Genomic DNA, 19165 nt, shown 5'->3' with positions numbered 1-19165 from the left:
AGAACGGCGCACCGCTCCGGATGCGGATCGAGCGTCAGCAAAAGCAAGAAGAAATGGAAACACAAGCTAAGTTAGCAGCAGAGGCTAGAACTAAGCTCAAGGAAGAGCAATTGATTGTATTACAAAGCTCTACTGCTCAAAAGCTGGCAAAACAGTCTATAAAATCTGCTAAATCACAAGTTGAAAAAAAAATCAATGCTACTCCAATTCTACCAGGAGCAGAGCTAGGAGATGAGTGGATACTTGATAGGCATTTAGTTTACTGTGATGATACGGCTGAGGATAAATTTATTGACCTGCTTCCTTCCAATGCTGCTTTAGCGATCGCGACTCTTTCGTCGGAGTGGAATCATGATTATCTCATTAATGAAGCTCACGTTGTTGCTGTGTTAACTCGAGAAGGACACATCCAAGATTTTTGTGCTCGCCATCGTATGCCCTTTAGATTTGAGTGGGTCTTGGGTGAATTATATGTCGGGATTTACTCTCAAGATCCCATTCTCAAGCCAGAGAAGCCTGTTGGCATTGAGAGTGTAGAGGGAATTGTTGCTTATTTAATCAGTTTGTATACAAAACATGATAACTTTGTGCTTGCACCTTTTTTGGGACATGCTGAAGTCTTAATTGCCTGTGAAAGGATGAGACGCATCTGCTTTGCTGGTGACAAAGCCACAGAAAATGTTGATCGAGCGATCACTCGGTGGCAAAAGTGGACAGGACAAGAGGCGAAAAGAGAAAAAATATAATCGTGAACTCAATCGCTCAAGAATTGTTGTCAAACACGTTAATCGTCGTCTAAAAATATTTAAAATTTTGTCTGATAGATATCGAAATCGTCACCGACGTTTTGGGTTAAGGTCAAATTTAATTGCAGGAATTTATAATCACGAATTAGCACTATAAATCAATATTTTGATAAACTACCTCCATTGTTCCTTTAGCGATCGCAATGCCATAAATCAACCCGTGAAATTGCTGGTCAAGCAGCACCAAATCTGCTATTTCTGCACAAATATTCCCCGTGAAGGCAAGGGAGATAGAAATATCTGCATTGCAATTACCACGAACTCGTAGCACTGCAACACATCTTCCCTGGCTTTGCAGTCCGTGGACTCTCTTTGGGTGAAGAATCGCTACAAATATATATGCTGAAGAAGCCTCATAACTTAGACAAATTTACTTTTAAACACTATCCGTAAAAGTGTATAGCTATACGCGGTAAGATTAAAATATCAACAGATCTCAAACATCATCTAAGCAAGGAGAATAAGATGGCTAACAGAGGTAATCTCACAGATGCCAGAGAGCAGACTCTTGTGAGCATCGATCCCCTGACTGGTAGCACAAATCCAAACACTGCTCAGATATTGGAAGTTACTGGTCAAGGAGAGGTCACCATTGCCACTACTTTAACTGAGGTGCAATTGGGGATTAGAGTAGAGGGAAAAACCGCAACCGAAGTTCAACAAGAAGTTGCTCGACGTTCAACAGCAGTAGTTGATGTGCTGCAAAAACTTGGGGCGCAAGAACTTCAAACTACATCTATTCAACTAAATCCCGTCTATAGCTTTAAAGATAATACTCAAACCCTAACTGGCTTTGAAGGGCTTAACACACTTCAATTCAAGTTACCAACGGCTCGAGCTGGGGCAGCAATTGACACAGCTATCGAAGCAGGCGCAAATGTAATACAGAATATCAGCTTCACTGCCTCAGACGAAGCAGTGCAGCAGGCACGCCTCCAGGTTCTTCGCGAGGCTGTTGAAGACGCCCAAGCGCAAGCTGGGGCTGTTTTTAGTACCTTGCAGTTAACCCCCGGAAAGATTATTGACATTGATATTAACTCAGCTGGCAATCCTAGCCCATCTCCTTTCGTGTTTGAAGCAGCAGATATGGCAACAAATGCTACAACCCCTATAATTGGTGGTCTTCAGTCGATAGAAGCTAGTGTTTCTCTAGACATTCTTTATTCTCCAACTCCAGCAGGTACTCTCGAGTAAAGGGTAAGGGGGAAAATTCAAAGTCTCTCTCCTTAAAGGAAGAGAGAAATAGAAGTGAGGTTTTCCAGATGACCTGAATTGTCAGGTTTCTACAGGCGTTGAACCCTCGTAAATTGGCTAAAGTAGAAAATTAGACATCTCCGAAAACGAATGTAGAGACGTAGCACTGCTACGTCTCTACAAGGGTTTCAGGTAACGCATAATTAATTTCTGGAGATGTCTATTGATTTTTTACTGCTTGCGAGAAATCCGGGTTACAACACTCTGCGGAAATACTCACGGTACAAATTGCACCTAGGCATTACCTGATTATCCTGTTGGTAGACTAATCCCATACTGTGCAACTTATAAATCTGCATTGAATCTAATTCCACTGGCTCAAGTGAAGTGACTACCTTTTTTAACGCTTCTTTTAAACCTTGAGCCTCTTCCGAGTGTAGCATCTCTAAGTACCACCGCAGATGGCTGCTGTAAATTCCCGCTTCTGTAGAGGCATCTTGTAATAGCTGCTTTAGCGTTGTCTTTGTAGTGTAAACTTCGTACATTGCTAATCGCAGTAGATAAGGATGTCCTCCGACTATATTCATTAATTGCTTTACGTGAGTATCATTCCAATTTAGTCCATGAAGGTGAGCCAAATCTAGTACCTGCTTGTGGTCAAATTCCAACAATGTTACTGGTAGCCCCGCATTAAAAGGAGATTGGTTCATATCTAAGGGGATATAAACTTCGGTAGAGTGTGCCATCACCAGCCTTAGTTGTTTCCATTGCTCAGAAATTTTCCCTTTCTCATGCCAGCTTCGCAGCATCCCGAAAAAGTCTTCAACCACTTGGTTATAGGGAAAAATCCGATCCACTTCATCTAACCCTAATACCAAAGGGCAATCTATCTGTGGCAATAAATACTCCTCAAAGTACACTGTGCAGTTATCATTGCTACCTAAAATTTCTGTTTCCCAATAATCTTTTAACCGATTTTCTAACTTTAACTTCCGACTAACCATAAAACACAACCAAAGCACGAACTTGTCCAAATTCGTTAAAATTGCTCGCTCTACACTACTTAAATCCAAATATACTGTTTGATAATTCTGGGATTCAGCATGAGCCAGAATCCTGGTAATTAATGAAGTTTTGCCCATCAGCTTCGGTGCTTTAATCCGAATTAGGGAACCGGGTTTAACAACTGTCTCGTAACAAACAGACTCTAGGGCATCTCGCTTCACATAAAAAGGAGAACCCAGAGGAACTGAACCGTCTGGAAACGATAGCTCTGGTAACGGGGCTTTTGGCTGCTTGACATTGCTGTCAATATGTGTATTCAGCTGCCTTTCGCCGGCTCTCTCCAGCCCTCCTTTAAAATTACTCTTTGTTACTTCTTCCCCTAACCCCTCTGAAAGCTTTCGCCACAGATGAGGCCCCACATCTCCTCTGAGGTAGTTTACAGACAGATAGTACTGCTCTGCCATCTTTTCATAAGTCAGACCCTCCCACGAACCCCGAAGCACGTCTATTTCAATATCTTTAAGATGTTCTCCAAGATTGTTGAAGACAATTTCCTCGGCAACCTGTCTAGCTTTTTCCCAGGTAAAGGCTGATTTTGAGTTCATCAGAAAAATGGGTAGAAACCCCGTCATAAAGGACGGCTTTACAATTGTCACTACTGCCTTGGGGTTGCTTGAATCGGTGTACTTTTGTACTGTACTTTCAATGGGACAGTTACCATTTCAAATCTTGCAACCCTGTACACATAGTGTTTTGCACTTTGTTGTGCCTCCCTTACGGGGTGATGTTAGCTTCTCCCAAGGGGAGACGCTGCGCGAACGTCAATGTTTTAAGAGCTTGTTACGCTTGCAACACTAAACCAGTGACCTTGGTTTTGTTTAATCACAAGCGACAGAGCGGAAAACTAGCTACGCATTCTCCGGTGTCGTGACTCAAAAAACGTAGTGAATTAACACTTAGACTGGTCAGAACGGCTTGCTTGATTTCTCTTGCAAGCCCCGTACCTTTAGGTCGGGGTTCCTGACGTATGCTTAGGAAATAGCTGTTTTTATTCCCTGTCTATAGTTTCGATCTTTTAGTATATACATCAATGGCAACAACAGACACTAGGCTGGTTAGTAGCTACTATATTTACTGTTTTTGGCTGTGGTAGCTTGATGTTGCTTAGAAAATGGCTTTGCTTAATTGTGGGCTGATTTAAGCGATCGCATGGTTCGATAAGGTTTTGAATTACCTCCATTCTGAGCTTTAGTTGCTCTGTGAATAATTCATCTGATGGTAGCTGGTGAAGTTTTGTGGACTTCTCATCTTTATGGATGGGACTTTGGTTCAGGTAAAGAGAGTAGTAGCCTCCTGTTCCCTGTCATACGTGTTAACTTACAGCTATTTTCAGGTAAATAGACCACGCGGTAGAGACACAGCAATGCTGTACCCTTACCCCGGATTTCTCACAACATTTCTCAAAGCCTTATAAAAACTAGGTTTTTACGTTTCATGCGATCGCAAATCTTTGCCTACTAAAACGGCTGAAACATAGTCTGGATAAAGCCTATGTTGAATGTGACCGCATGGCTTGTGAGAAATGCGGGTTACGACAGGTGTGGTTGAAATATATGAAAACTGCTGTAAGCCTTGGCGAAGGTCATTCGCGGCTATACAGGCTTTCGTCCGCCTGCGCGGACTCAGGTCAAATCAAGGTTTTGAAACCCAGGTCGGTGGGTGAGAGTTTGTGTAGACAAGCCAGTGCGTTGGGCGGCTCTGCCGACTTGTACCCCTTCGGGGAAGCAAGCTACGCGCAGCGTCTCCCCTTCTCCCAAAGGGAGAGGCTAGCGCCAAGGGAGAAGCAACTGGCGTGGGGTTTCTAACCGCCCGTTTCACGTTAAGTTGACACCAATGGTTCCCCGTTAAGAGTTCCCTCTCTACGAGTGATTCAGTAATCAAAAGGAATTCCTACTATATTGAAGAAAGACTTTATTAATCTTCATAATGACTGTAACTACACAGAGGCTTGCAACCCAAGACGCTTTTGAAAAATTCTTTTGGACTTGGCAGGGTTACAAAATTCAGTATACTGTCATGGGTACAGGTTGCCCTTTGGTACTGGTTCACGGCTTTGGTGCTTCCATTGGACACTGGCGCAAAAATATTCCAGCTTTAGCTAATGCCGGCTACCAGGTATTTGCCATAGACCTTTTAGGTTTTGGCGGTTCCGATAAAGCACCCATTGATTACAGCGTGGAAGTTTGGGTAGAACTGCTGAAAGATTTCTGCACAGCACATATACACGAACCGGCTGTATTTATTGGCAACTCCATCGGCGCACTTTTGAGCTTGATTGTACTGGTAGAACATCCAGAAATTGCTGCTGGCGGTATTTTAATTAACTCTGCGGGTGGGTTGAGTCATCGCCCCCACGAATTGAACCCGCCGCTACGGATAGTAATGGCAGCTTTTAATCGGTTTGTGCGATCGCCAATTACAGGTAAATTTGTCTATAACCGTATCCGCCAAAAAGCCCAAATTCGCCGTACTCTCTACCAAGTTTATCGCGATCGCCAAGCCGTCACCGACGAATTAGTCGATTTACTTTATACTCCCTCTTGTGACCCAGGAGCGCAACAAGTCTTCGCTTCAATTCTCACAGCTCCTCCTGGCCCCAGTCCAGAGGAACTTTTGCCCAAAGTCGAACGTCCCTTATTAGTAATTTGGGGTGCTGATGATCCGTGGACACCAATTACCGGGGCCAAGATTTACGAAAAGGCGCGTGACAATGGCAAAGATATCAAAATTGTTCCCATTCCTAATGCCGGTCATTGTCCCCACGATGAGGTTCCAGATGTTGTTAATGCCCAGATTGTCCATTGGCTAGCCCAACATGAACATTCTTGAGTCAGAACCTAAAAGTGAGGAGTAAGGAGTTAGAAGTGAAGAGTGATTAGAAGTTTTCCTCATAACTACCTCATAAATAAGTAGGCAAGAATAAACTAAACTATCCTAGGGGATGTAAACTTAATAAAATCAGCTCATACTAAGCGGCTCTAGTCCTTAAAACCGAGCTAAAACCGCTTAATATGAACCTTTAATTATTCACGCCCACTTACTTAACTTGTAACTCCTAACTCACAAGTGGGCACGAGCGCAAGAAGTCGGAGCGACGGAAGTACAACGTCACCATTCCCAAGAGTCGGTTGAGGGTTAAACAATGGTTGCTCGTGTTTCAAGTGAGGTCTGAATCCTCATCTGCCTTTCCTGCCCTTGTCTCTTTTCTTCAATGCACCTTGACAAAATCAAATTCGTGTGGTACGCGTAATGGAGCTTGATGTACGTAATGGAAATAAAAGGGTAATTCTCTCAAGTCATCATCGAGATTTTTGCGAACAAGGCTATGAAGTCATCAGCGAACTAGGACGCAACAGAGAAGGAGGACGCATTACTTATCTAGCTAATGTCCTCAACTCTAATCAACAGGTGGTGATTAAAGAGTTTTGTTTTGCTCGTACAAGTGCTGATTTATCAGGAGTGAAAGCATATCAGCGCGAAATGGAAATTTTGCAACAGCTGAATCATCCCCGCATTCCTCGCTATGTCGATTCCTTTCAAATGCCAGGGGTTTTTTGTCTGGTGCAGGAATATAAAAAAGCCCCATCTTTGGGATTAAAACGCAGCTTTCATCCTGAAGAAATTAAGCAAATTGCTCTGTCAATCTTAGAAATTTTGGTTTATTTGCAAAAGCAAGTTTCCCCAATTATTCATCGGGATATTAAGCCAGAGAATATTTTGGTTGATGAAGAACTCAATGCTTACTTGGTGGATTTTGGTTTAGCTCAGATACAGGGTAAAAAAATAGTTTTTAGCAGCTTTGTAGCAGGAACCCCAGGCTTTATGCCACCAGAGGAACAGTTTGGTCATTGCCTGAGTGAGGCATCAGATTTATATAGTTTAGGAGCAACATTGATTTGCTTACTTACTAATACTCGTTCTATCGAGATTGGGAAATTAATTGATGATAACTATCGCTTTAATTTCCAAAAATTAGTTCCTCAAATCACTCCGCGTTTTCGGTCGTGGTTAATGAAAATGGTAGAACCAAATCGAAAACGTCGCCATGCCAATGCATCTGCTGCGTTAAAAGCACTTGAGCCAATTGAGGTTGTTGATAGTGCCACTAGGATAGATACTTTAGTCAGTACAATCAAACCTAGAAAACGATCTACACTGCTGGGACTCATCACTGTTGTTACACTGGTTGTGGTTGCAGGAACTTTGACGAGTTGTCAGCCTGGTGATGCAGTTAGGCAATTGCTGGAAGCTACAGAATGTCAAAGCTTGGATTTAGGCTCTAGTTGTCAATAAAAAACCGGACATTAAGTAGTAAGCTAATCATCATTCATTTTCCCAGACTGATTCACTTGTAGTCAGGGCTTCAGCCCTGGTATTATGCAACTTCAATGCTCATTAGCTGAAGACAAAATTAATTGCCAAAATTTCGACCTCAAACCTTTATCCCAATACACTTGCCCGCCGCAGGCATCACTTGGAAATTAAAAATTAAGAAAGTACATTAGGAGTGCAATAGGACTTTGATCTGCAATTACCACATTTAACAAAAAGATTTAACTTATGGTTCAACTTATTCAAGGAAAAAATATCACCCTAGCCCAACTTATTGACGAATTTGGTCTACAACTTCCAGACGACGAACAATTTTTTTCAGAGTGCCAGCAAGATTTACCTGAGTTGAGTGATTTAGAAAAGCAATCTCTCAACGAAGTCAAGGTAGAATATTTGCATCTATCGAAATATCCTATTTTGGAACCTGTAGTCAAAATGGTGGTGCTATCTCCACTATTGCGTCTAGCAGGTTTTTATCAACCGCCTTTCTACATCGCGTCGGAACAAGAGGTCAGAATTTCTTCTGAAGACGAAGGGACGATTATCAGAGGACGTATTGACATCTTGGTGTTCCATCCTCCACTTTGGGTTCTGGTTATTGAGGCAAAACGAGCAGATTACTCGTTAGTGCCAGCAATTCCACAAGCATTGGCTTATATGTTGGCAGATGCAACTTCGGCAAAACCTGTTTTTGGGTTTGTCACCAATGGTAATGAATTTAGATTTATCAAACTACTAAAAACTGAAACTCCACAATACGCTCTATCTGATTTGTTTGCTTTAGATAGTCGTGATGATATATATATTGTCCTGAAAGTGTTAAAACACCTAGCTCATTTAATTCGTAATTCGTAACATCATGTTCGCCTAATTAGTTATAATTCAATAGGGTTCAGTTAAACATTTCTTTCTTCTCTCAGTGTCCTCTGCGCCTCTGTGGTTCGTCAAAAAAATTGACTTTGACAAAGGATTTTAGCCTTAACCCAAGCGTATTGAGTTATAATTCTCCCATCTGTGCAAAAACCAGGAAACCCTCTTTCCCTCAATACGGTTCGGTTAAGACTAAAAATAAAAATGTGTAGGTTGGGTTGATTGGGGCTGGGAGGTTAGGTTTGAGTAAAAATTGCACACAGCGTTACTCCTGAACAAGGGTTCGCACTTCTTCCACGGACAATGCCAAAGCTTGGGCAATCTGTTCGATGCTCAAATTCATTTGCAATAATCGGGGTATGGCATCTCTTCTGGCTTGTTCTGCAAGTTCCGCGCGTTGGCGTTCTTGTTCCGCGCGTTGGCGTTCTTGTTCAGCCCGTTGTCGTTCTTGTTCGGCGTTACGAGAAATTTCTGTATAAGTTAAAAACCGTTCTCCATCAGGGCGATAAAGCTGTAAACCCTCTGGTGATGGAACAAAGCGAATTTTTAACAGAGGACTAACCCAATCTGCCATTTGGGGGATGACATCTAACCCATCTTCACTACGCAACCATCCACGCAAATTATTGCGATCGGGATCGTAAATGTAGTACTCTTCCACGCCATAGCGGTCATAAAAAAGTAATTTCTTATCCATTTCAGTTTGAGTGTTACTGGGAGAAAGAATTTCAAACACCACTTGTGGTGCAATTCCCTCTTCCTTCCATTGTTGGTAGCAGAGGCGATCGCCTTTTGGTCTACCCAATACCACCAGCACATCTGGGGCATTAACAATTTTGTTGCGTCCCTCTACCGGATACCAAAACAAATCCCCGGCGACAAATACATTTGGATTGTCGGCAAAGAGCCACTCGATATTCTGTTTAATTTCTACAATCCAGCCAAACTGTATAGTATTATTTGCCACTGGTTGCCCGTCACTATCTGGGTAGATGACCTCTGGCTGGGTCGGCGGTTGGATTTGCAATACCATAGCTTCGCCCTCAGAAGGATATTTAATGGGGATGCTTCCAAATTAGCAGAGTCTTAAGTATCTGATTTTTTACGTTATGTGGAAAAGCTAACGATTAACCTAACCCCCTAACCCCTAACCCGACGCGGGAAGGGGGAAAATTCAAAGTCTCTCTCCTTAAAGGAAGAGAGAAATAGAAGAGAGGTTTTCCAGATGACCTGAATTGTCAGCTTAAGTATGTCTGCGGCATGAATCTGGAAGAAGAAGTAACCATAACAGTACTATTGTTCTACAATAAACCGATTAAAGATAGTATTATTAAGGACTGTTTCATAAGAAACTCCTTCTTCGCCGCCCAATATGTCAGACCAACAGCTAGCAGCATCCTTGAATGGACACCTCCCCCACCCCAGCCACAACAGCCAGAATACCATTCGGATTCGGGGTGCTAGGCAGCATAATCTGAAGAATATTGACTTGGAGTTACCACGCGATCGCCTAATCGTCTTCACTGGCGTTTCTGGCTCTGGTAAGTCTTCTCTAGCCTTTGATACCATTTTCGCTGAAGGGCAACGTCGCTATGTGGAATCCCTCAGCGCCTACGCACGGCAATTTCTTGGACAGTTGGATAAGCCGGATGTGGAAGCCATTGAAGGCTTAAGTCCAGCAATTTCTATTGACCAAAAATCAACGTCTCATAACCCCCGTTCCACTGTAGGGACGGTGACGGAGATTTACGACTATTTACGGCTGTTGTTTGGTCGGGCTGGTGAACCCCATTGTCCGATATGCGATCGCTGTATTGCCCCCCAGACAATCGATGAGATGTGCGATCGCATCATGGAATTACCAGATCGCACCCGCTTTCAAATCCTAGCACCCGTTGTCCGGGGGAAAAAAGGCACACATCGTAAGCTTTTGTCAAGTCTGGCATCCCAAGGTTTTGTGCGCGTGCGGATCAATGGTGAGACCCGCGAACTGTCAGATTCCATTGAATTGGATAAAAATTTTACTCACACCATCGAAGTGGTAATTGACCGCTTGGTGAAAAAAGCTGATATTCAAGAGCGTTTGGTTGATTCCCTGTCCACCTGTCTCAAGCAATCGGGTGGGATTGCCAGTATTGTCATTAGTCATTCGTCATTTGTCATTAGTGATAACCAAGACCAAACAACAAATGACAAAGGACTAATGACAAATGACAAAGAACAAGAATTAGTATTTTCGGAAAACTTTGCCTGTCCAGAACATGGCGCGGTAATGGAGGAGTTATCGCCGCGATTGTTCTCGTTTAACTCGCCTTATGGTGCTTGTCCGCACTGTCATGGAATCGGGACTTTAAGGAGATTTGCACCAGACTTGATCGTACCTGACTGGGAAGCGCCAGTTTATGCTGCGATCGCCCCTTGGTCAGAAAAAGATAATTCTTATTATTTGGAATTACTTTATAGTGTCGGACAAATGTATGGGTTTGAGTTACAGACAAATTGGAGCAAGCTAACAGAAGAACAGCAACAAATTATTTTGTACGGCGAGAAAGATGAACGAACCGCAGAGGCACAGAGGAAGCAGAGTTTTAAGGGTGCTATTCCAATTTTACAACGGCAATATGAGGGTGGTTCGGAATTAGTTAAGCAAAAATTAGAGCAGTATTTAATTGATCAGCCGTGTGAAGTTTGTGGAGGAAAACGGTTAAAACCGGAAGCGTTGGCGGTGAAGTTGGGACAATATGGAATTTTGGATCTGACTACTGTATCAATTCGGGATTGTCGGGAGAGAATTGAGCAATTCGAGTTGAGCGATCGCCAGTTACAAATTGCTGATTTAGTCCTGAGAGAAATCAAAGCTAGATTACAATTTTTGTTAGATGTTGGTTTAGATTATCTCACCCTTGACCGTCCCGCCATGACCCTTTCTGGTGGCGAAGCCCAACGAATTCGCCTAGCAACGCAAATTGGTTCTGGTTTAACAGGAGTTCTGTACGTTTTAGATGAACCGAGTATTGGTTTGCATCAACGAGATAATAGCAGGTTGCTCAAAACTTTAACAAAATTGCGTGATTTGGGTAATACATTAATTGTCGTTGAGCATGATGAAGAAACAATTCGTGCAGCTAACTACATAGTTGATATTGGCCCTGGTGCAGGAATTCACGGCGGAAATATTGTCGCCCAAGGTGATTTTCAGGCGTTATTAGCGGCGGAAGATTCCTTGACGGGTGCTTATTTATCAGGAAGGCGAGTAATTACCACACCAGCAAAACGCCGAGAAGGAAATGGGCGCAGTTTGGGAATTAAAAATGCCCATCGCAACAATTTACAAAATATAGATGTAGAAATTCCACTAGGTAAACTCGTCTCCATCACTGGTGTATCTGGTTCTGGCAAATCTACCCTGATTAATGAATTACTGTATCCATCTCTGCAACACCATTTAACTAAGAAAGTTCCCTTACCCAGACATTTGGATAAAATTCAGGGATTAAATGCGATTGATAAAGCGATCGTTATCGATCAATCTCCCATTGGACGTACACCACGTTCTAATCCAGCAACTTACACAGGAATTTTCGATGCCATTCGGGATGTATTTTCCCAAACAGTCGAAGCCAAAGCTAGGGGTTACAAACCCGGACAATTTTCTTTCAACGTTAAAGGTGGACGTTGCGAAGCTTGTAGCGGACAGGGTGTGAATGTTATTGAAATGAACTTTCTCCCCGATGTTTACGTGCAATGCGAAGTTTGTAAAGGTGCAAGATACAACCGTGAAACTTTACAGGTGAAGTACAAAGATAAGTCAATTTCTGATGTTTTGAGAATGACAGTTGAGGAAAGTTTGGACTTTTTCCAAAATATTCCCAAAGCGATCGCACGTTTGCAAACTTTATTTGATGTCGGGTTGGGTTATGTCCAATTAGGACAACCTGCGACTACCTTATCTGGTGGTGAGGCGCAACGGGTAAAATTGGCAACAGAACTATCTCGACGCGCCACAGGTAAGACGCTTTATTTAATAGATGAACCCACAACAGGGTTATCTTTTTATGATGTCCATAAATTGTTAGATGTGTTGCAACGATTGGTAGATAAAGGCAATTCAATTTTAGTAATTGAACACAACTTAGATGTAATTCGTTGTTCTGATTGGGTGATAGATTTGGGGCCAGAAGGTGGCGACAAAGGCGGAGAATTGATTGCTGTGGGGACACCAGAGGAAGTTGCAAAAAATCCCAGGTCTTATACTGGGAAATATTTACAGCAGGTGTTGAAACAGTATCCGGCGGTGAAATCTTAGTCTTTTCAAAGTAGGGTGCATTAGTTTACACTGGCTTTCGCGTAACATAATATAACAGTCCGATTTGATTTATGAACAAAATTAAGTAGGGTGCGTTAGCAGAGCGTAACGCACCATTCCAGGCTTGTGGTGCGTTACGCTATCGCTAACACACCCTACTGGCTTTTGCGTAACATAATATGCATAAAAATATGCAAATAAGTGTAAATTTATTTACAGTCAATAAGAGATTTCCGTTGACTATTAGTCGGGGCACAACGGCACAGACAACGAATGTATGGGTGAAGATTTCATCCGATGGCATCGAAGGCTGGGGAGAAGCATCACCATTCGGTGTGGGTAATCATCGGCAATCAACTGATACAATCAAAGATGCTTTACAGCAAGTCGTGCCACTGTTGCAAGCATTCAGCCCCTTAGAACGGCAGCAAATTGAGCAAGTTTTAATACAAAACCAGGTTCCTTCTGCTGCAAGAGCAGCCTTGGATATGGCAATGCACGATTGGTTGGGTAAACGTGTAGGATTACCCTTATGGCAAATTTGGGGACTCGATCGCAATCAAATAGTGCCGACTTCTGTCACAATTGGGATTAATTCGCCTGAAGGTGCGATCGCCAGAGCGCAAGACTGGTTACAATTTACTGATGTCCGCCTTTTCAAGGTGAAGCTAGGTAGTCCAGATGGCATAGATGCAGATAAAAAAATGCTCTTAGCAGTGCGAGAAACAGCACCATTATCAGAATTTTTCGTCGATGCCAACGGAGGTTGGAGTTTAGAAGATGCGATCGCTATGTGCAATTGGCTGGCTGATTTAGGTATAAAGTATGTAGAACAGCCATTGCCACGGGGACAGGAACCAAGTTTAGCAAAACTCAAACAACACTCTCCCCTACCCATCTTTGTCGATGAAAGTTGTTTCACCAGCGCCGATATTCCCGATTTGGCAAACTATGTCGATGGCATTAATATCAAAGTGATGAAATCAGGGGGACTAACAGAAGCAATGCGAATGGTACATACGGCGCAAGCCTATGGGTTACAAGTAATGTTCGGTTGCTATTCTGATAGTTCCCTAGCTAATACAGCAGCAGCACAGCTAGCGCCACTAGCTGATTATTTAGATTTAGACAGTCACCTTAACTTAATTGATGACCCCTTCACGGGTGCATTCCTAAAAGAAGGGAGAGTTTTGCCAAAGGATTTACCAGGTTTGGGGGTAGAACACAGTGCGTCTACCGCTTAATCAACGAGTAGCTATCTTGCTACATCAGGGAACTACTGGAACTCAGGGCAAAACGGGGTTATCTATTTTACGTTATAGTCAAGCCCCAATTGTAGCCGTAATCGATCGCGAGTGTGCTGGCAAATCCTTACCAGAATTAACAAATATCAAGCGTGATGTGCCGATTGTGGCATCTGTAGCCGCAGCCCTAGAGTACAAGCCAGAAGTTTTGGTAATAGGCATTGCTCCAGGAGGTGGCGCTGTACCAGATGATTACTGGCTGGAAATCAAAGACGCTCTACAAGCTGGAATGTCTTTGGTGAACGGTTTACATACACCAATGGCGAACATCCCAGAGTTAAATGCACTGTTAAAACCAGGGCAACTAATTTGGGATGTGCGCAAAGAGCCGCCTAATATAAGTGTTGCGAGTGGAATGGCACGCACCCTTCCCTGTCGGCGGGTGTTGACAGTGGGAACCGACATGGCGATCGGTAAAATGTCAACTAGCCTAGAGTTAAATTCGGCATCAAAACTGCGGGGCTGGCGTTCTAAATTCCTCGCCACAGGGCAAACTGGGGTGATGTTAGAAGGGGACGGCATACCTTTAGACGCCGTGCGGGTAGACTTTGCCGCCGGTGCTGTGGAACAGATGGTTATGCGCTATGGCAATAACTACGACATCTTACACATTGAAGGACAAGGTTCATTGCTACACCCTGGTTCAACAGCAACCCTACCCCTAATCCGTGGTTCTCAACCAACCCAACTAGTGTTAGTACATCGCGCCGGACAAGTTCATGTACGTAATCATCCCCATGTACTAATTCCACCTTTACCAGAGGTGATTCGGCTTTATGAAACTGTTGCTAGCGCTGGTGGTGCTTTTGGAAGTGTTTCTGTAGTGGGTATAGCGCTGAACACAGCCCATCTAGATGAGTCTGCGGCCCAGGAAAGCATCGCTCAAACAACAGCAGAAACTGGGCTACCTTGCACCGATGTAGTTCGCTTTGATGCCAATGTGCTTTTGGATGCAGTGACGAGGGGTTAGGTCAATCGTTAGCTTTTCCACATGACGTAAAACCCACGTTCCGCACTTCGTTTTGTAGTATAGCAGTATTACATTTTTGGGGCTAATTGTAGTTGAATAGCGATGTCTACGATGGTCACTGAGCTTGTCGAAGTGCGGGCTACGCCTACGCTAAAAGCCGAGAAAAGATAAGTGTTAATACTTAATTAAATAATTTTTTGTGTAAAGTTTTTTGAAGTATTAGTATATTACAGCTTGAAGTGCGGAATGTGGGATATATATAAATCAATACAGTTCAGTTAAGCCCCAAATCCTTTGTAGAGACGTTGCAATGCAACGTCTCTACATACCTAAAATCAATACCAAAAATCCTTAACTGAACGGTATTGGGATATAAATAGCGTCGTCTGAGTTCAAAAAACTGGTGAGTCGATGGCGCAACTATAGGACTACTATTTGATTTCTGAACAGATACGTAGGGTGCGTTAGCGTTTCGCGTAACGCACCGAATCCTTAAGAATGGTGCGTTACGCTGTCGCTAACGCACCCTACAAATACTTAATGTTGTTCAAAAATCAAACCGGATTCCTATAGTTTTACATAAACCAAAGTTCAACTCTCAAGAGCTAAAAAGATGATCAACACACATTTCCACAAAGTTGCCGCTTTAACCCTGACTGCTACGCTAAACTTATAAGGGAAATGCTGAAAACCCGTGAGAAGCAGGACACGCAAGTGTCCGAACTTCGTACTTCTCCCAAGGGGAGACGCTGCGCGAACAGGCACGGGATGAAAGCAAGTCACAAGCCTTTAGGCTTAAGTCAATTTTGTTGATGAACATGGTAAAATACTCCAATCAGTACAAGATTTAAAAACCTACCCCCGGACTGGGGGAAAGTCTATGCCCAAAAAACTCTTGAGGAGATATGACTACGCCCTATAGGGCAAAGGTGGTCAGCCTGGGAACCTGAGAAATCAGGATATTAAGAGCGTAATCTCTTAAGAATCTCCGTACCTTTAGGTCGGAGAGTGTCAAAGCACTGAGACACTTGCTGCCATGTCTGTCGCCCAAGATTTAGAAACCCCAAAAGATGTTATATTTCCCCCAAGGGATTTATATAGTGACGAACCGCCCTTGGAAACTGACTTGCATCGGTTGCAAATGACACTGCTCATCCAATGCTTGGAGTGGTTGTGGCAAAATCGCCAAGACTTTTATGCATCGGGTAATCTCACCATCTACTACAGTCCACGCCAGCGCAAATCAGAAAATTTTCGGGGGCCAGATTTTTTTGTCGTACTGGGGACTGAACGCAAACCCCGTAAAAGTTGGGTTGTCTGGGAAGAAGATGGCAAATATCCCAATGTAATTATAGAAATCATCTCTGATAGCACAAGCGACACTGATAAAGGCTTAAAAAAACAAATTTACCAAGATATATTTCGCACACCAGATTACTTCTGGTTTGACCCAGAAAGGTTAGAATTTTCAGGATTCCATTTGGTGGATGGTGAATATCAACCACTAGAACAAAATCCCCAAGGTTGGTTATGGAGTCAACAGCTAAGTTTATATTTAGGGATTGATCAAGAAAAGTTACGCTTTTACACTCCTGATGGAGAACTGGTTCCGACACCGGAAGAAGTGGCACAACACCAGAAGCAACGCAGCGATCGCTTGGCAGCCAAACTGCGAGAATTAAATATAGACCCAGATACTATTTAACCTCTGCACTATCTTGCTTGTGCCTGTTGTCCCAAATCCTATGGATCTTCAGGAAAAACCCATTTTGGCGGTTCCGTGATTTTTTTTTGCAGACGTTCTTGTGCCAACTCCAACATTTTGTCTAAAGGAGTCTCTTCAATAAATTTTGCGGCTGCATCTCTAAACTCGATATTGGGGCATTTATCCCCTAAAACACACCCATTAACACAGGCTTGGGCGCAGTTAATCTTTTGCTCCACAGTTAATTCCTCCCTCTAAAAGTTATGAGTTATAAGTTGTGAGTTATAATCTGCATTCCTAACTCTTCACTATCAGGCATAACCCTACAGGTAAATTTTACCTTGCCAGTTGCCATCTCATTAGTCTAAATATTTACCATTTAGAAAGTGGTGAGTTGGGAGTTGGGAGTTGGGAGTTGGGAGTTGGGAGTTGGGAGTTGGGAGTTGGGAGTTAGGAGTTGGGAGTTGGGAGTTAGGAGTCTGACAATTCAGGTCATGTGGAAAACCTCTCTCTAAATCTCTCTCCTAAAAGGAGAGAGACTTTGAATTTTCCCCCTTCCCGCGACGAGTTGGGAGTTAGGGGGTTAGGTCAATCGTTAGCTTTTCCACATGACCTGAATTGTCACGTTATGAGTTAGAAGTTATGAGTTAGAAGTTAGAAGTTATGAGTTATGATTTTTACTCCAAACTCCTCACTCCTAACTCCAAACTCCTAACTCTTATAAAAGGCGCTCATGTCGGAACTCTTTGCTACTACTGGAACTATAGCGGCGATCGCAACTGCTGTTGTCCCCCAACAGGGTAGTGTTGGGATTGTGCGGGTGTCCGGTTCTCAAGCAATGGCAATCGCCCAAAGTCTCTTTCATGCACCAGGGCGACAAGTTTGGGAAAGTCACCGGGTTCTCTACGGTTACGTTCGCCATCAAAAGACGCAACAACTAGTAGATGAAGCCCTATTGCTGATTATGAAAGCACCCCGTTCTTACACCCGTGAAGATGTAGTGGAATTCCATTGCCACGGGGGAATTATGGCAGTGCAGCAGGTGTTGCAACTGTGTTTGGAAAATGGGGCCAGACTAGCGCAACCAGGAGAATTTACTCTCCGCGCTTTTTTGAATGGACGATTGGATTTAACTCAAGCCGAAGGGATTGCTGATTTAGTCGGAGCTAAATCGCCCCAAGCTGCTCAAAGTGCCTTGGCTGGTTTACAAGGAAAATTAGCTCATCCGATCCGTCAGTTACGTGCTAAGTGTTTGGATATTTTGGCAGAAATTGAAGCTCGGATCGATTTTGAGGAAGACCTTCCTCCGTTGGATGATAAGGCAATCATATCAGATATCGAAAAAATTGCGGCAGAAATAACTAGGTTATTGGAAACTAAAGATCAAGGTGAATTGCTACGCACTGGTTTAAAAGTGGCAATTGTTGGGCGTCCGAATGTAGGTAAGTCGAGTTTATTGAACGCTTGGAGCCGGAGCGATCGCGCCATTGTGACTGATTTACCTGGTACAACCCGCGATGTTGTCGAATCCCAGTTAGTTGTTGGGGGAATTCCTGTACAAGTGCTAGATACTGCGGGTATTCGGGAGACAACAGACCAAGTGGAAAAAATTGGTGTCGAGCGATCGCGCCGTGCCGCCAATGCAGCTGATTTAGTCTTGCTGACCATCGATGCTTCAGTCGGTTGGACAGAAGGCGATCGAGAAATTTACGAACAGGTGCAACACCGCCCCTTGATTATAGTGATTAACAAAATTGATTTAGTACAAGAAGACGATAGGAAAAATATTCAATTCAAAATCGAAGTTGCGCTGGAAGCGCACCAAAGCTGCAACCCAAAATCCCAAATTGTCACAGCCGCAGCCCAGAATCAAGGTATTGATGCTTTAGAAACAGCAATTTTACAGATAGTTCGATCTGGAAAAGTGCAAGCTGCTGATATGGATTTAGCCATTAACCAAAGGCAAGCAGCAGCCTTAACTCAAGGCAAAATCTCTTTGGAACAAGTACAAGCAACAATTGCCCAGCAGTTACCGCTTGATTTTTGGACAATTGACTTACGGGGTGCGATTCAAGCTTTGGGAGAAATTACCGGAGAGGAAGTAACAGAATCAGTTTTAGAGAGAATTTTTAGCAAGTTTTGTATTGGAAAGTAAACTATAAGTAAAGCGACGCAAATAAAGCTAACTGGCTAAGGCTGTCATTTGTCATTTGTCCTTCGTCATTTATAAGGGCTTAAGGTGTATTTACGTTTCTTAATATAGTTTGGTTTATTCTTGCCGACTTACTTAGCGGTTCTCAGTTGAGTGCAATACAGACCTAACCCCCAGCCCCTTCCCTACTAGCGTTGGGGAGTAATATTCAAAGCCCATTGGTGACAATTTAAGATGAGCAATTATTTGTCAATAAGCAATAATACTTAATTATTTCGACAAAATCAGGCTGAAAAGCACAATTTTTTACACTGCGATCTGTGGTTGGGCTATTCGGCGTCGCGTCATCTAAAAAAGCATCGTTTACCCTTGTCTTCAAAACTGAGTATTTAGCTAAATTTGATACTCAACATTCTCGTTGATTTATCGCTTAATTACTGTTGACAAAAATATTTTTCCCT

General features: G+C 43.1%; 13 protein-coding genes and 2 pseudogenes. 11 read left to right on the top strand and 4 right to left on the bottom strand.

All coding sequences use genetic code 11. The features are described 5' to 3' along the window. Window positions 1-746: pseudogene (locus tag LC605_RS05290) on the top strand (chromosome partitioning protein ParB); the annotation flags it as partial. Further along, window positions 727-903: pseudogene (locus tag LC605_RS05285) on the top strand (transposase family protein); the annotation flags it as partial. The pseudogenes LC605_RS05290 and LC605_RS05285, both read left to right, overlap by 20 nt. Here LC605_RS05285 and LC605_RS05280 read toward each other — a convergent pair. Continuing rightward, complete coding sequence (locus tag LC605_RS05280; protein WP_229546522.1) at window positions 898-1077, bottom strand: hypothetical protein; 180 nt, start codon at window positions 1075-1077, stop codon at window positions 898-900. The pseudogene LC605_RS05285 and the gene LC605_RS05280 sit on opposite strands and share 6 nt — an antisense overlap. 194 nt (window positions 1078-1271) lie before the next feature. Here LC605_RS05280 and LC605_RS05275 point away from each other — a divergent pair, with 194 nt between their 5' ends. After that, the gene (locus LC605_RS05275) at window positions 1272-2000 is read left to right on the top strand and encodes an SIMPL domain-containing protein (RefSeq protein ID WP_229546521.1); all 729 of its coding nucleotides are present in this window, start codon (window positions 1272-1274) and stop codon (window positions 1998-2000) included. 254 nt (window positions 2001-2254) lie between these two features. On the opposite strand, the gene LC605_RS05270 is transcribed toward LC605_RS05275, so the two are convergent. Further along, window positions 2255-3610, bottom strand: a complete 1356-nt coding sequence (locus LC605_RS05270) for an AAA-like domain-containing protein (RefSeq protein WP_229546520.1) — start codon at window positions 3608-3610, stop codon at window positions 2255-2257. Window positions 3611-4991: 1381 nt separating this feature from the next. Here LC605_RS05270 and LC605_RS05265 point away from each other — a divergent pair. The 3 genes from LC605_RS05265 (at window position 4992) to LC605_RS05255 (ending at window position 8252) form a co-directional block, all read left to right on the top strand. Next, entirely contained in the window at window positions 4992-5894 is a 903-nt protein-coding gene (locus tag LC605_RS05265; protein WP_229546519.1) for an alpha/beta fold hydrolase, read from the top strand. A gap of 420 nt (window positions 5895-6314) precedes the next feature. Continuing rightward, a complete protein-coding gene (locus tag LC605_RS05260; RefSeq protein WP_229546518.1) occupies window positions 6315-7358 on the top strand; it encodes a serine/threonine-protein kinase in 1044 nt (347 codons plus the stop codon). Window positions 7359-7625: 267 nt separating this feature from the next. Then, a complete protein-coding gene (locus tag LC605_RS05255) occupies window positions 7626-8252 on the top strand; it encodes a type I restriction enzyme HsdR N-terminal domain-containing protein (protein WP_229546517.1) in 627 nt (208 codons plus the stop codon). A 280-nt stretch (window positions 8253-8532) separates the two neighbouring features. Here LC605_RS05255 and LC605_RS05250 read toward each other — a convergent pair whose 3' ends face one another. Beyond that, the gene (locus LC605_RS05250) at window positions 8533-9300 is read right to left on the bottom strand and encodes a Uma2 family endonuclease (RefSeq protein ID WP_229546516.1); all 768 of its coding nucleotides are present in this window, start codon (window positions 9298-9300) and stop codon (window positions 8533-8535) included. A 339-nt stretch (window positions 9301-9639) separates the two neighbouring features. Here LC605_RS05250 and uvrA point away from each other — a divergent pair, with 339 nt between their 5' ends. From uvrA to LC605_RS05230, 4 genes are all read left to right on the top strand, one after another. Next, window positions 9640-12573, top strand: coding sequence for an excinuclease ABC subunit UvrA (gene uvrA / locus LC605_RS05245; RefSeq protein WP_229546515.1), 2934 nt, complete (start codon window positions 9640-9642; stop codon window positions 12571-12573). 191 nt (window positions 12574-12764) lie between these two features. Then, window positions 12765-13817, top strand: coding sequence for a dipeptide epimerase (locus LC605_RS05240; protein WP_229546514.1), 1053 nt, complete (start codon window positions 12765-12767; stop codon window positions 13815-13817). Beyond that, entirely contained in the window at window positions 13801-14847 is a 1047-nt protein-coding gene (locus LC605_RS05235) for a DUF1611 domain-containing protein (RefSeq protein ID WP_229546513.1), read from the top strand. Before LC605_RS05240 ends, LC605_RS05235 begins: the two co-directional genes overlap by 17 nt. Window positions 14848-15883: 1036 nt before the next feature. Beyond that, on the top strand, window positions 15884-16552 hold the full coding sequence (locus tag LC605_RS05230; RefSeq protein ID WP_229546512.1) for a Uma2 family endonuclease: 669 nt from the start codon (window positions 15884-15886) through the stop codon (window positions 16550-16552). Window positions 16553-16590: 38 nt separating this feature from the next. Here the strand turns inward: LC605_RS05230 and LC605_RS05225 are convergent, their stop codons facing one another. Continuing rightward, window positions 16591-16791: a hypothetical protein gene (locus LC605_RS05225; RefSeq protein WP_229546511.1), complete on the bottom strand. Its 201-nt coding sequence runs from the start codon at window positions 16789-16791 to the stop codon at window positions 16591-16593. A 494-nt stretch (window positions 16792-17285) separates the two neighbouring features. On the opposite strand from LC605_RS05225, the gene mnmE reads away from it, so the two are divergent. After that, a complete protein-coding gene (mnmE, locus tag LC605_RS05220; protein WP_229546510.1) occupies window positions 17286-18707 on the top strand; it encodes a tRNA uridine-5-carboxymethylaminomethyl(34) synthesis GTPase MnmE in 1422 nt (473 codons plus the stop codon). Window positions 18708-19165: the final 458 nt, after the last annotated feature.

This window comes from Nostoc sp. CHAB 5836 (assembly GCF_020829445.1).
Taxonomy (GTDB): domain Bacteria; phylum Cyanobacteriota; class Cyanobacteriia; order Cyanobacteriales; family Nostocaceae; genus Nostoc.
Note: the sequence above shows the minus strand (reverse complement) of the source record. Positions and strands in the feature narration are given on the sequence as shown.